Consider the following 13,770-nt stretch of genomic DNA (forward strand, 5'->3'; position numbering starts at 1 on the left):
ATGTTCGTATCATTCTTTCCGCGTCCCAAACTGCTCTTTTCTTCAGCTCTTCTTTGGACACTACTTGCTGTCATTGGCTGGTATGATGGGGGGAGCACTCTTGGACGGTTTGTCGGCCTGCCACGTGCAGCGGCAGAGTCTGCGCCGATCATCGGCGCTAGCGTCTTCTGGTCCGCACCATTTTTGTGGTTCTACATTTATTTTGCCGTTGCGGTGTTTGCGTTCTATGCTTTCTGGAGTGCGTTCTCGTCGCACCCATGGCAGCGTTGGTCGATCCTTGGTTCGGCTCTCATCCTGTTTACAACCTATTTCAGCGTTCAGGTCAGTGTCGCGATCAACACTTGGTATGGGCCGTTCTATGACATGGTGCAGAAGGGGTTGAGTACGCCGGGTGCTGTATCTGCTGTTGATTTTTACTGGGGCGCACTGGACTTTGCCGGGATTGCCTTTTTGGCCATTACCATCGGCGTCTTGAGCATGTTCTTCGTCAGTCATTATATTTTTCGCTGGCGTACGGCCATGAACGATTATTACATGCTGCATTGGCAGAAATTGCGTCATATCGAAGGTGCCGCCCAGCGCGTGCAAGAAGACACAATGCGCTTTTCCACCACGCTGGAACAGCTGGGTGTAAGCCTTGTAAAATCGGTTATGACGTTGATTGCCTTTTTGCCAGTGTTGTTCACCTTCTCCAAAAAGGTCAGCGAACTTCCAATAATTGGCGTAATTCCACATGCGCTGGTCTGGGCTGCGATAGTTTGGGCTATATTCGGGACGGGCTTTCTGGCGCTCGTTGGTATCAAGCTACCGGGTCTGGAATTCAACAATCAGCGCGTGGAAGCGGCCTACCGTAAGGAACTGGTTTATGGCGAGGACCATGCTAATCGCGCAGAGCCTGTCACCATGCGCGAGCTTTTCACCAATGTTCGCCACAATTATTTCAGGCTCTATTTCCACTATGTCTATTTCAACGTCGCACGTATTTTCTATCTGCAGGCGGATAATATCTTTCCGCTCCTGATCCTCATTCCCTCTATCGTAGCAGGTAAGCTGACGCTTGGTTTGATGAGCCAGATTTCCAATGTTTTCGAGCAGGTGCGGACCTCGTTCCAATATCTCGTCAACTCATGGACGACGATTATTGAGCTGCTTTCAATCTACAAGCGTTTACGTGGCTTTGAGGCAGCTATTGAAGGACCGCCAGCGCCTGTACTGGATCAGGAAAATCTGGGCCTCATGTCATAAAGCCTGTGCTCTGCTCTGAGCTGCACTGTCGCCCAGACCATCGGAGTGTGCGTCGGTGCTGCTGTTGAGATAATCATTATAGGTCGTGCATTTGACATCTGGTTTGTTGCAGACTTCCGCAACCAGTCGTTCCATGGCCCGCCAATAGGCACCGTCATTCATCAGCACAAAATGAAAACCGAGCTGTAGCGGAATGCGCTCACCGTCATATTGCTTGTCGAAAGCGGTACGAAACGCCTTGTAGGCGCGGTCCTCAAACTCTGCTGATTGGGTAGGTAGCTCCTTGCCCTTTGAGTGACGAACATAGAGATTGTAGTCCATGCCGACGATAGCGCGCTGGGATGGCCCTTCAGGAATAAGCGGCAGGCCAAAGGATGCGAACTGGCCATTTATCTGTGGCAGTTCCGGTCCACGTGTGATGGACGAAGCCTGATAGCGAAAGCCATTGGCTTTCAACGCATCCTGCACCGGCTTAGATGCCGCGAGATAAGGCGCGCGGAAACCGTTGATGCCCTTGCGGGCCAGCTCCTGCCAGCCTTCCGGCTCGCCTTCGATGCTGTTGTTCTTATAGGCGTCTGCCGTGATGCGACGGAATTCCTTGATTTCCTTGTTCCAGTCTGCGGTTGACCAGCTGGTGCCATCAAAATGGCCGCAACCATGGCTTGCGATCTCGTTGCCTTCCAGATGTGCCTTCCAGATATTGTCGAGGCGGGTCACAACTTCATCATGGCTCAGTGCAAAGCCGACATTGGATGCGCCAGCACGCTTACGCGGGGGCTGATAATCGCGGCGGTCTTTCTTTTCCATCAGAAAGACGCAGGACAGAAAATAGGTAAAATGTGCATTGTTGTTTTTCGCCAGCTCCCGTGAACGCGTCCAAAGCTTGTTGTCATGCGCGCCGTCAAACGAAATCAGCACATATTGTGGCTTCGTCGTCTGGGCGAGGACGGGGCTTGCAGCGAGTGAGGAGGCGATGATGACGGCGGGAGTGATGAGGCGCATGGGGGAATGAACGCAATCTGACTGGAAAAGTTGCTTGTTAGTCACAAAATATGGCGAAGCTCCGACATAGATGTACATTGTTTCTTGCACTTACAGCTTATTTCGCCGACAGGTCTTACATATGGCGTGAATTCCGACTAAAAGCGCCAGAATAGATAAATTAAGATCAACGGGTTTTAGAGCGCGGCTTCAAATCCGTTGCACTCTACTAAAGATGGCAGGTCCATGGCAGACGACAGTTTCATTCGCGAGGTAAACGAGGAACTCCGTTCGGAACGGGCAAAGCAGGTTTGGAAAAACTTCGGCCCCATCTTGATCGGCGGTGCGGTTGCGGTCGTTATCGGTACGGCCGCCTGGGTTGGCTATCAGCATTGGACTGACAGCAAAGCCTCCGCTTCCGGTGACAGGTTCCTGGCAGCACTCGATCTGGCTTCTTCCGGCAAGAACGATGAAGCTATTGCTGCGCTCGATGATCTGGAAAAGACCGGTTACGGCTCTTATCCGGTTTTGGCACGTCTGCGTGCGGCCTCCGTTCAGGCAGAAAAGGGCGATGTGGCAGCAGCCGTTGCAGCCTTTGATGCTGTTTCTGCCGACAATGCTGTACCTGCTCCAATGCGTGATGTCGCTCGCCTGCGTGCGGCTTATCTGCTTGTTGATTCTGGTTCTTATGATGATGTCGCAAAGCGCGTTGAAACCCTTTCGGCAGATGGCAATCCAATGCGTTCCAGCGCTCGCGAAGCGCTGGGCCTTGCTGCTTGGAAGGCAGAGCGTTTCGACGATGCTGCCAAGCTCTATCAGCAGATTGCTAATGACAATCTGGCGCCGGCGAATATCCGCCAACGCGCCAACACAATGCTAGATCTCATGCGCGGCGCTGGCATCAAGATGCCGGAAGCTCAACAAGGCTAAAGCTTGTCGCGGAAAAGTGGGTACCGGTTTTCCGATAACGACAAGCAAAGAAGTAAATGCTTAAAGCGTTTAGCAACACTAATATAAGCGCGAAACGCTTTAAGCCGCGCTTATCTTCGGAGTAATACGAACCTATGGGTTTCACTCTCGCCATCGTCGGGCGTCCCAATGTCGGCAAGTCCACACTGTTTAATCGCCTCGTCGGCCGTAAGCTGGCGCTGGTCGATGACTTGCCGGGCGTTACGCGCGACCGGCGCATCCATGATGCAAAGCTCTACGATCTGAAGTTTCAGGTTATCGACACTGCTGGTCTTGAAGAAGCTGCCAATGACAGTCTGGAAGCGCGCATGCGCGCGCAGACTGAGGCTGCCATTCAGGAAGCCGATGCGATCCTGTTTGTGATCGATGCCAAGGCTGGCATTACGCCGACCGATGCAACCTTTGCCGAACTTGTTCGCCGTTCAAACCGTCCGGTTGTTCTGGTAGCAAACAAATCGGAAGCACGCGGTGCGCAGTCGGGTCTTTATGATGCTTTCCAGCTTGGTTTGGGTGAGCCTTGCCCGATCTCTGCTGAGCATGGTCAGGGCATGCCTGACCTGCGTGATGCGATTGTCGAGCTTTTGGGCGAAGAACGTGTCTTTGCAGATGAGCGTGAAGAAGAAGCAGCCGATGAAGTCTTCACACCGAAGGCAGTCGGTGAGCTGATAGGCGATGATATCGAAGACCCGGATGAAGAAATCATTCCGGAATACGATACAACCAAGCCACTGCGCATCGCCATTGTTGGACGTCCGAATGCAGGCAAGTCCACAATGATCAATACGATGCTTGGCGAAGACCGTTTGCTGACGGGCCCTGAAGCCGGTATCACGCGCGACTCGATTTCCGTTGACTGGGAATGGCGCGGACGTAACATCAAGCTTTTTGATACGGCCGGTCTGCGCCGCAAATCGCGCGTGCAGGAAAAGCTCGAAAAGCTTTCCGTTGCCGATGGCCTGCGTGCGATTCGCTTTGCTGAGGTTGTTATCATCGTGCTTGATGCAACGATCCCGTTTGAAAAACAGGATTTGCAGATTGCCGATCTGATCATTCGCGAAGGCCGTGCACCGGTTATCGCGTTTAATAAATGGGATCTGATCGAAGATCGCCAATTGGTTCTCGAAGATCTTTACGAAAAGACTGCACGGCTTCTGCCACAGGTGCGCGGCCTTCGCGCTGTGCCGATTTCAGGCGAGCGTGGCCAGGGGCTGGATAAGCTCATGGAAAACGTCGTTAAGACGCATGAAATCTGGAACCGTCGTATCTCGACAGGCCGCCTGAACCGCTGGCTTGAAGGCGTTATTGCGCATCAGCCGCCACCGGCTGTTTCCGGACGTCGTCTCAAGGTCAAGTACATGACGCAGATCAAAACCCGTCCGCCGGGCTTTGTGGTTTCCTGCTCGCGTCCTGATGCGATGCCGCAATCCTATGTGCGCTATCTTATCAACGGCCTGCGTGAGACATTCGAAATGCCGGGCGTACCGATCCGCCTGTCGCTAAAGACATCGGATAATCCGTTCGCGGGTCGTGCGAAGAAGAAGAAATAAGCAAAAAGCCCGGTCGTGAGACCGGGCTTTTTTATTTGTGATGTCATTTTTATAATAGGTGCTGTTGTCTTACCCAAATACGCCACCTTCATCCGCATCGACAGTGATCGACAGTGACACATGGCGCGGGCGGGTGAGGGCAAACAGAACCGATTCGACAATATCGCGGCTAGTGGCAGCTTCGCCCTTTTTCCGCTTAGCTGAGGCCTGCCAGTTGTCTTCCAGCGGCGACGCATCTTCAAGATAAGGCGGATGCACGACGATGGAACGCACCGGCGTTCCGGCAAGTTTTTGCCGCAGACCGTCTGCCAGTGCCGCCTGCGCGCGCTTTGCTGCATAAAACGGAATCGAGACTGTCTGCAATGGTGCGTTCGGCAAGCCGCTGATCGAGCCGATGGTGACAATATCCGGGCGCGGTGAAGCGTTTAGAAGTGGCAGCAGTCCTTGTGTGAAGAGGAATGTGCCGGTGACGGCGGCATTAATCACGCCTGCAACTTCCACTTCGGAATAGTCTTCCTGCCTATCTTCAAGCCACATCGCACCATTGTTGATGAGAATGTCGATTGCGGAATGCTTCGCCTTGATAGTTTCAATGGCAGTCGCAACACTTGCGGTATCAGCGAGGTCAACCTGAACGGTTTCGACCTTCTGTCCAGTATTTTGCGCAATACTCTTCGCCGTGGTTTCAAGCGCGTTCATGCTGCGCCCGCAAAGCACGATATTGCATCCGGCTTCAGCCAGCGAAAAGGCAAGAGCAGCCCCCAGACCACGCGCAGCACCGGTTATAACTGCGGTTGTGTTTTCAAAGCGGGACATTGGTGCTCCTTTAAACTATCAATTCTGATTGTCTCTTATTAAAGTTTCTTGCCTTGAGAAACTCTAATCGGTCTGCTACGTCGCCGCCTCCTGAAATTCCCCAATACCAGAGGCAGATTATGATGACAGTTAGCGAGAGCCAGTTCAGCGGTGTCACGATGGGCATCGATTTTGGCACGACAAACACTGTCCTGTCGCTGGCTTCACCCGATGGTTCGACGGCAGTACTGAGCGTGCCGAAAGATGGCGTTGATGTAACCGGCTATCGCTCGATTCTTTGTTTCTGGCAGGATCGCGAAACCGGCGAACGCACGTCGGAAAGTGGTCCATGGGCAATGGACGCGTTCGTCAACGCGCCGCACTCAACCCGTATGTTGCAATCCTTCAAGACGTTTGCAGCCCAAAAATCCTTTACCGACACGCCGGTTTACGGCAAGCGCTTCAAGTTTGAGGACATTCTCGAGACTTTTCTGGAGTCAGTTGCAGCGCGCCTTGGGGATCGTTTGCCCCCTAAGGGCAATCGTGTTGTCATTGGTCGTCCGGTCATTTTTGCCGGGGCTTCGCCGGACGAAGAGCTGGCCATGCAGCGCTATGAAAAAGCATTTCGCGCTTTTGGATTTACCGATATTCATTATGTGTATGAGCCTGTGGCGGCTGCATATTTCTACGCGCAGGAGCTGAAGGCCGAATCGACTGTTCTTGTGGCCGACTTTGGCGGCGGTACGAGCGACTTTTCTATCGTGCGATTTGAAGTGGGTGCGCAGGGCCTAAGTTTCACGCCATTGAGCCAGACCGGTCTCGGCATTGCAGGCGACACATTCGATTATCGCATTATCGACAATGCGGTTTCCCCGCTTCTGGGTAAAAATGGCGAATATAAATCTTTCGGCAAACGCCTGCCGATACCGCGTCATTATTATGCGAACTTCGCACGGTGGAATACGCTGTTCCTGATGAACTCGCCAGCCACCATTCGCGCACTGACCGATCTTGCGAAGAATGCCGTCGATCCCGAACCGCTCGAGCATTTCATCAACCTGATCGAGAACGACTACGGTTATGAGATTTATCGCGCCGTCTCAAACCTCAAAGTACGCTTGTCATCGGAAAGAATATCTGAGCTTCATTTCAAAGCTGATGATTTCGAGATCAGGTCCGATATCACCCGCAACGATTTTGACAACTGGATTGCCGATGACGTGGCGAATATCGAACAATCAGTTGAGCAGGCTGTGGAGAATGCGGGGCTTACTTTTGCGGGTATCGATCGTGTCTTCCTGACGGGCGGCACATCCTTCGTGCCTGCCATCCGCGAGGCTTTTGAAAAGCGTTTCCCGGATGCAATGGTCACAAGCTCGAACCAGTTTGATTCGATTGCCAATGGTCTGGCCCTGATCGGTCAAAGTGCCGATATCGAGCGCTGGGCAGTGAAGCTGAATTAGGGCTCGATGACGATGGGGGTGCCATTTGGCACCTTCGACCAGATTTCGCGCATCTCCGTGTTGGTCACGCCGATGCAGCCGTCCGTCCAGTCCCAGAGATGGTGCACAGAGGCAAGCCATCCCCAGCCATTAGGCAGGCCGTGGATCATGATATTGCCGCCGGGTGCATAGCCTGCCGCATCGGCTGCACTCTGGTCTGCAGTATTCGGATAGGAAACATGCAGGCTCAGATGGGCCATTGAGCGCGGATTGCGCCAATCAATGATGTAAGCGCCCTCAGGTGTTTTCTGGTCGCCCTCGCGGCTCTTATGTCCCCCATCGCCGTTGCCGCCGAGTGCAATCCGATATGTGCCGATCACGGCACCATCGCGCAGCAGCGTCATCCGACGCTCACCTTTATAAACCTTTATGGCGTCTGCCTGTTGTTCCGCAGGGAGAGATTGTGGCGGCTCGCCTGAACCGACGCGCGCCATGACCTTGGTGTAGCCGAACAAGCCGACAGCGATGAGAACGACGGCGAAAAGAATTTTCCTGATCATATTGGTCGCTTATTTTGGGTCTGTGGCGCGTTCAAGGCAGTCTTTGATGCTCGTTTCACAAATGGGCGTTTGCGCACGGATTTCCGGATTATCACGCCACATTTTGTATGTGATCCAGAACTCGACATCCTTATAGGCATATGTGCCAGCGCGCTTCTTGTTGCGGCTCTTCTCGAGCGCTTCGCTGGTGATCACCATATGATGTGCAAGCCGCTTGAACACCCAAGGCTGAGCGCCCTTCTTATGTTCGAACGCCTCCAAATGATAATAAGGGTCATTGTGAGCCGGATCGGGTTTCTGATGAATGACGGCCCAACGGGTGATTTTGGGTGTATTGGCAAGGATCACCACACGATCAAAGGTTTCAGCATTAAGATTTGAAGCCAGAAAGGGGAGGACAATCAGTGCCACCACCATTGTATTCAATGTCTTTTTGCCGACCATTTTAAATTCCTTTTGCATTCCAGATAAATCCAGCACGCTCTTGCCTGAACGCATTTGCTATTGGGATAGCTAAAAAAGCAAATAAAAACAAACCTCCGGGAACGGCGTTAATTCAAAATTAATCAATCTTTTCAAAGGGTAAACAAAATACCGTTAACCATCCATCAAGGTTAATACTCCATTATTCGCTATAGTTAAGTAATCGTTGCGAGTGGAGTTTGCGGTGCGTTTTGGTTCCATACGAGCGCTGTTTGGCCGGTCAAAGGCCGCTGCCGAGCCGGTATGGCATTATCCGGTAACGGGCTATTGTCCCGAGGATGGTCGCTATTACGCTGTTCGCGCCAAGCCACGTCATGTCGTGCGCAAGCCGCATCGTCTGGTGCCGCTTTTGCTGGCTGCGATCGCCTATCTGTTCAACTCCAATGCAATCGCCTTTCAGGATATGGCAAGCCTTGTACCGACTGCAGACGTGGCAGGGCATCGCTGGACCGCCTTTGTCGCCAAAGCTCCGGTCGGCTCGCTGCATCAGGCCGAAATGCCTTTTGTCGATGCAACGACGGTCACAGGCAGTATTGCTGCAACAGGTATTCAGGTGCCGGGCATTGGCCGCGTTGCACTTTCTGGTGGTCAGAAGACCGCCAAGCTCGGCGTCGATGATCCCAATCCCGATGAGAATCGCATCAATCGTACGGACAAGACCGGTCGCATCGTTTCTGTGAAGCCTAAGGCTCCGGCGCGGGCTTTCAACGCGGGCAGCATGTTTGAGAAAATCAGCATGATCACAGCGCCGCGCGAAAAAATCGATGCGCGCATGGCCTTCTCAAAATCCAGCATTGAAGGGAAGGAGGTTGAGATCGCGATGGCGTTCCACGCGGTCAAACCACCCAAATCCAGACAGGACATACCTGTGCAGCTGGCAAAGCTGATCAACAATAATGAGCCCGACGTTCTCGCGTTGGGCTATGCGCCTTCTAAGCCCGACTACGGCAAAACTTCGCCCTTCGAAAGTATTCTGACGCCGGAAGCAGATAGCGGTCGTTTTGTGCCGCCGATCAGTGAACAGGACCACGCATGGGCGGCTACGCCTTTGCCTGCAGAATCGTTTGGCTCGAAAGAGCAGAAGTGTCTCGCAGAGGCAGTCTACTATGAAGCGCGCGGCGAAACCGTCAAAGGACAGGTAGCCGTAGCGCAGGTCGTACTCAATCGCGTTCGCAACCCGTCTTATCCGGGAACCATTTGCGATGTGGTCTATCAGAATCGCAACTGGCTCAATGCATGCCAGTTTTCGTTTGCCTGCGATGGGCAAAAGCATCGCGTAACTGAAATGCCACAATGGCGCATGGCGCAGCAGGTCGCCAAAACAGTCACCGCCGGTCAGATCTGGCTGCCGGAGGTTGGTTCCTCCACCCATTATCACGCGACCTATGTCAGCCCGTTCTGGGCGCCCACCATGAAGAAGATGACCAAGATCGGCCTTCATGTGTTCTATCGCACTTATGGCGGCGGCTGGAGCTAATAACAGTCGTCTGTTCAAGTGGCTTGCTACGAAATCACTTTCGGACACATTTATTTGTCTCGAACGTCGCTTGAAACAGGTGCACATTGATGAATCCATGTGCGGAGCTTCGCCTAATTCGATTCCAATTTTGAAGCCGAATTGCTGCATGAACTCCGACTTTGGGCGGAAAATGAGTCGCACCATCGGCTAAATCATTGCATTTCCTAGAGAAAAAACCTTTTGAAGCAACTGCTTGACCGCCTTGACTAGCGCGCGGTGTGTCAATATGTTGCGCGCAACTTGGAAATGGGCTTTTAAGGCCCGCATTTCTTGCAAAAGGAGCTGCCAATGACGAGCGGCACTGAGCCCGGAAAGTCATCCGGTGTAGGCAGGGATGTGGACCGCAAAACTGTTTCCGGGGGGCTGGATCAGCGTTTGAACCGCCTTGAGGCCGAACTGGCCAAAAAGAGGGTGCTTAAACCACCGGCTTCTGAGGATGAGCGTTCGGAAACATCCAGTTCCGTCGCGCAGGCCATGAAACTCTCCAGCGAGTTTATTGCTGGTATCGTGGTTGGCGCAGTAATTGGTTGGGCTCTTGATCGCTACGCAGGCACGTCGCCATGGGGGTTGATAGTATTTCTCCTTCTGGGCTTTGGCGCTGGCACCCTCAACGTGCTCCGTTCCGCAGGTTATGTTGCCGATCAAGGCAATAATAAGTCTAGCGTGGAAAAGAGCGATAAGGAATAAGTCTTCGCGGACATCACGAAAATGTTCGCGTATAGACACTTAAGACAAGCGGGCGGTTCGCCCGAGACTGAAACGCCCAGGCGAGCCTTTGGTTCGCGACTGAAACGCCTTAGGGCAGGAACGACAGACGAGGTTAAGTTGGCCAACGATCCGATCCATCAGTTCCAGGTTTCCCGGTTGATTCCGATCGACGTCGGTGGTTTGGACCTGTCGTTCACCAATGTTTCGGCCTTTATGGTCGCAACGGTGGTGCTTGCGTCAGGCTTTCTTTACTTCACGTCGTCGAGCCGTGGACTGATCCCAAGTCGCCTTCAGTCGGTTTCGGAAATGGCCTATGAATTTGTGGCGTCGAGCCTGAGAGATTCGGCCGGGTCGAAGGGCATGAAGTTCTTCCCCTTCGTTTTCTCGCTGTTCATGTTCATTCTGGTCGCAAACTTTATCGGTTTGTTCCCGTATTTCTATACGATTACCAGCCAGATCATCGTTACATTTGCACTGTCGCTGCTCGTCATAGGCACTGTAATTATCTACGGTTTCTACAAGCATGGCATTGGCTTCCTCAAGCTGTTCGTGCCAAGCGGTGTTCCGGGCATCATCATCCCACTGGTTGTTGCCATTGAAATCATTTCGTTCCTCTCGCGCCCAATCAGCCTTTCTGTTCGTCTTTTCGCGAACATGCTGGCAGGCCACATCACGCTCAAGGTTTTCGCAGGCTTCGTTGTCTCGCTGAGCTCACTTGGTGCACTTGGTGTTGGCGGAGCGATCCTGCCTCTTATCATGACGGTCGCGATCACCGCGCTTGAGTTCCTGGTTGCATTCCTCCAGGCCTACGTCTTCACCGTCCTTACCTGCATGTACATCAACGACGCAGTACATCCGGGTCACTAAAGCATGTTGCGGAAAAGTGGTTTACCGGTTTTCCGACAACAACATGCGTTATGAAAACATTTAAAGCGCTTCGCATCGATACAATTAAAGTGATGCGCTTTGAGGTTCTAGCCGGCGGGTTTCCGCCAGAACAGAAATCCGCACTAATTTGCAATCCAGAAGGAGCTTTAACATGGAAGCGGAAGCAGCAAAGTACATCGGCGCCGGTCTCGCCTGTTTCGGTATGGCCGGTACGGCTCTCGGCCTCGGCAACATTTTCGGTAGCTATCTCTCGGGCGCTCTGCGTAACCCATCCGCTGCTGACAGCCAGTTCGGCCGTCTGGTATTCGGTTTCGCTGTGACGGAAGCTCTGGGCATCTTCTCGCTGCTCATCGCGCTTCTGCTCCTCTTCGCTGTTTAATAAACAGTCGCAAGAAACTGGCCTGCCGCGATCTGTATCTTGAAATGCAGCGCGGCTGGCCTTTGCATATGACGTCTAAGTGAGCATGTTTCTATAAATCCGGAACTTCTTTCCGGAAAAGAGCATGCTGGATTGAAGGGGAAATCTGGATGTTCGTGTCCACGGCGTTTGCCCAAACCGCCACCGAATCGCAACCGGCACCAGCTGCTGGTGAGCACGGCGCAGCCGATGCTGTGCACACCGAAACCGGGGTCGCGCACGATGCCGGACACGGCAGCGGCGTATTCCCGCCGTTTGATTCCACCCATTACGCTTCGCAGCTTCTGTGGCTGGCGATCACTTTCGGTCTTTTCTATCTGTTCCTGTCCCGCGTGGTTCTGCCACGTATCGGCGGCGTGATCGAAAACCGTCGTGACCGTATCGCACAGGATCTCGAGCAGGCTGCCCGCCTTAAGCAGGATGCGGACAACGCCATTGCTGCTTACGAGCAGGAACTGGCTGCTGCGCGCACCAAGGCCGCTTCGATTGCTGAAGCTGCTCACGAAAAAGGCAAGGGCGAAGCAGAGGCCGAACGTGCCACTGCGGAAGCTGCTCTTGAGAGCAAGCTTGCTGAAGCGGAAGAACGTATCGCCGCAATCAAGGCCAAGGCCATGAGCGATGTCGGTACTATCGCCGAAGAAACCACGTCTGCGATTGTTGAACAGCTTCTGGGAACCAAGGCCGACAAGGCTGACGTGACCGCAGCAGTCAAAACCGCAAACGCCTGAGGAGACGAAAATGGATTCAACATTTTGGGCATTTATTGCTCTTCTTCTCTTCATTGCACTGATTGTTTACCTGAAGGTTCCGGGCATGATCGGTCGCTCGCTCGATGAGCGCGCCGAAAACATCAAGAAGGAACTCGAAGAAGCCCGCACCCTGCGCGAAGAAGCCCAGCAGCTTCTTGCTGAATATCATCGCAAGCGCAAGGAAGCGGAAAAAGAAGCTGGCGACATTGTCGCTGCTGCAGAGCGCGAAGCAAAGGCTCTTCTTGAAGATGCCAAGCGTGCGACCGAGGAATATGTTGTTCGTCGCAACAAGCTTGCTGAGCAGAAGATTGCAACCGCTGAAACCGATGCAATCAATGCAGTCCGTGCTTCGGCTGTTGATTTGGCTGTCGCTGCTGCTGGCAAGATCGTTGCTGACAAGGTTGACGCCAAGGTTGCAGGCACCCTGTTCAAGGATGCGCTTGGTCAGGTTAAGAGCAATCTGAACTAACTGCAGTAGTCATTGAATTTTGAAAACGCCGCCTCAAAAGGGCGGCGTTTTTTGTTTATGGTATTTGGGGAGCCTACCAAATTTCAGGGTTCCTGTTTCGGTGGCAGCGTCATCGCGATGACACCTATGATGACGAAAGCCAGACCCAGCCACGCAGTTGATGTCAGCCTCTCTCCGAGAAAGATCGCACCGATACCGACACCAATGGGAACGCGGAGGTAGGCTTGCGCTGTGGTGCCAACAGACCCCAATGTGTGGATGAGCCGAAAATAGATTGTGAAAGCAGCCGCCGTTGAAAACACCGCAAGGCCGAGCAATGCGAATACTGAGTTAGCGCTGGGTGTCAGAGTCCATGGTTGGTCGATGATGAGGCTCAATGGGATCAGAATAATCGCGCCACTGATGAGAGAGCCTGCGGCTGGCAGCATCGGATCAAGACTTTTGAAATTCCGGCCAAAGATTGCGGCGCCTGCGTAGCAGATGGTGGCAGCGATAATTGCGAGCTGCGCCCATAATTCATTGCCCAATCCGGTAAGCGCCTGCACACCTATAATGAGGCAGGTGCCCGCAAGGCCTGCTGCAACGCCGAATAGCCTGCGGCTGGTTACAGCTTCGTGGCGTGTGATCAGAAGCGTGATGAGAAATGTAAAGATCGGTGTTGTTGAGTTGAGGATTGCAGCAAGGCCTGCTTCCGTCGTCTGTTCCGCCCATGCAATTGCGGTGAATGGTACGACGCTGTTCAGGCAGGCCTGAACCAGAAAGTATTTCCAGGTCAGCACGTCGGTTGGCAGCCTCAGACCGCGCAGCCTGATTATGACAATTAATATCAATCCTGCGATCAAGGTTCTGGCGGCGATGAGGGTAATAGGTGGGATCGTAGTCACGCCGATTTTAATGAAGCTGTAGGATGCACCCCAAAGAGCGGCCAGTAACAACAGCAATCCTAGTTCGACGACGATATTGGTTTTATGGCTCATCTTTTCCTGCATGTTTAAGC

General features: G+C 53.2%; 15 protein-coding genes. 10 read left to right on the top strand and 5 right to left on the bottom strand.

The genetic code is table 11. The features are described 5' to 3' along the window. On the top strand, positions 1 to 1,245 hold the full coding sequence (gene sbmA, locus ACSME1_RS09225) for a peptide antibiotic transporter SbmA (RefSeq protein WP_105705338.1): 1,245 nt from the start codon (positions 1 to 3) through the stop codon (positions 1,243 to 1,245). On the opposite strand, the gene ACSME1_RS09230 is transcribed toward sbmA, so the two are convergent. Then, positions 1,240 to 2,247, bottom strand: coding sequence for a polysaccharide deacetylase family protein (locus ACSME1_RS09230; protein ID WP_435654916.1), 1,008 nt, complete (start codon positions 2,245 to 2,247; stop codon positions 1,240 to 1,242). The two genes, sbmA and ACSME1_RS09230, sit on opposite strands and share 6 nt — an antisense overlap. A 225-nt stretch (positions 2,248 to 2,472) precedes the next feature. Here ACSME1_RS09230 and ACSME1_RS09235 point away from each other — a divergent pair, with 225 nt between their 5' ends. Continuing rightward, a complete protein-coding gene (locus ACSME1_RS09235) occupies positions 2,473 to 3,156 on the top strand; it encodes a tetratricopeptide repeat protein (RefSeq protein WP_100559648.1) in 684 nt (227 codons plus the stop codon). 134 nt (positions 3,157 to 3,290) lie between these two features. Then, positions 3,291 to 4,742: a ribosome biogenesis GTPase Der gene (gene der / locus ACSME1_RS09240; protein ID WP_024896106.1), complete on the top strand. Its 1,452-nt coding sequence runs from the start codon at positions 3,291 to 3,293 to the stop codon at positions 4,740 to 4,742. A 69-nt stretch (positions 4,743 to 4,811) separates the two neighbouring features. Here the strand turns inward: der and ACSME1_RS09245 are convergent, their stop codons facing one another. Further along, the gene (locus ACSME1_RS09245) at positions 4,812 to 5,558 is read right to left on the bottom strand and encodes an SDR family oxidoreductase (RefSeq protein ID WP_024896107.1); all 747 of its coding nucleotides are present in this window, start codon (positions 5,556 to 5,558) and stop codon (positions 4,812 to 4,814) included. A gap of 119 nt (positions 5,559 to 5,677) precedes the next feature. Between ACSME1_RS09245 and ACSME1_RS09250 the strand changes: the two genes are divergently transcribed. Beyond that, on the top strand, positions 5,678 to 7,000 hold the full coding sequence (locus tag ACSME1_RS09250; RefSeq protein WP_425598489.1) for an Hsp70 family protein: 1,323 nt from the start codon (positions 5,678 to 5,680) through the stop codon (positions 6,998 to 7,000). Here the strand turns inward: ACSME1_RS09250 and ACSME1_RS09255 are convergent. Together ACSME1_RS09255 and ACSME1_RS09260 are read right to left on the bottom strand one after the other, a co-directional pair. Beyond that, entirely contained in the window at positions 6,997 to 7,539 is a 543-nt protein-coding gene (locus ACSME1_RS09255) for a L,D-transpeptidase family protein (protein ID WP_105705334.1), read from the bottom strand. The genes ACSME1_RS09250 and ACSME1_RS09255 overlap by 4 nt on opposite strands. 9 nt (positions 7,540 to 7,548) lie before the next feature. After that, the gene (locus tag ACSME1_RS09260; protein ID WP_024896110.1) at positions 7,549 to 7,983 is read right to left on the bottom strand and encodes a DUF5086 family protein; all 435 of its coding nucleotides are present in this window, start codon (positions 7,981 to 7,983) and stop codon (positions 7,549 to 7,551) included. A 223-nt stretch (positions 7,984 to 8,206) separates the two neighbouring features. Here ACSME1_RS09260 and ACSME1_RS09265 point away from each other — a divergent pair, with 223 nt between their 5' ends. The 6 genes from ACSME1_RS09265 (at position 8,207) to ACSME1_RS09290 (ending at position 12,773) form a co-directional block, all read left to right on the top strand. After that, complete coding sequence (locus ACSME1_RS09265; protein WP_024896111.1) at positions 8,207 to 9,499, top strand: cell wall hydrolase; 1,293 nt, start codon at positions 8,207 to 8,209, stop codon at positions 9,497 to 9,499. Between the two features lie 330 nt (positions 9,500 to 9,829). Continuing rightward, positions 9,830 to 10,228, top strand: a complete 399-nt coding sequence (locus tag ACSME1_RS09270; RefSeq protein ID WP_435654917.1) for an AtpZ/AtpI family protein — start codon at positions 9,830 to 9,832, stop codon at positions 10,226 to 10,228. 138 nt (positions 10,229 to 10,366) lie between these two features. Next, entirely contained in the window at positions 10,367 to 11,116 is a 750-nt protein-coding gene (locus ACSME1_RS09275) for a F0F1 ATP synthase subunit A (RefSeq protein ID WP_024896113.1), read from the top strand. Between the two features lie 172 nt (positions 11,117 to 11,288). Further along, on the top strand, positions 11,289 to 11,516 hold the full coding sequence (locus tag ACSME1_RS09280) for a F0F1 ATP synthase subunit C (protein ID WP_007632966.1): 228 nt from the start codon (positions 11,289 to 11,291) through the stop codon (positions 11,514 to 11,516). Positions 11,517 to 11,665: 149 nt separating this feature from the next. Further along, positions 11,666 to 12,283 (top strand): F0F1 ATP synthase subunit B, encoded by a 618-nt coding sequence (locus ACSME1_RS09285; RefSeq protein WP_024896114.1) that lies wholly within the window; start codon positions 11,666 to 11,668, stop codon positions 12,281 to 12,283. Positions 12,284 to 12,293: 10 nt separating this feature from the next. Beyond that, positions 12,294 to 12,773 (top strand): F0F1 ATP synthase subunit B, encoded by a 480-nt coding sequence (locus ACSME1_RS09290; protein WP_024896115.1) that lies wholly within the window; start codon positions 12,294 to 12,296, stop codon positions 12,771 to 12,773. Positions 12,774 to 12,856: 83 nt separating this feature from the next. Here the strand turns inward: ACSME1_RS09290 and ACSME1_RS09295 are convergent, their stop codons facing one another. Further along, positions 12,857 to 13,750, bottom strand: a complete 894-nt coding sequence (locus tag ACSME1_RS09295; RefSeq protein ID WP_105534762.1) for a DMT family transporter — start codon at positions 13,748 to 13,750, stop codon at positions 12,857 to 12,859. Positions 13,751 to 13,770: the final 20 nt, after the last annotated feature.

Source organism: Brucella pituitosa (assembly GCF_965577835.1).
Lineage (GTDB): Bacteria > Pseudomonadota > Alphaproteobacteria > Rhizobiales > Rhizobiaceae > Brucella > Brucella pituitosa.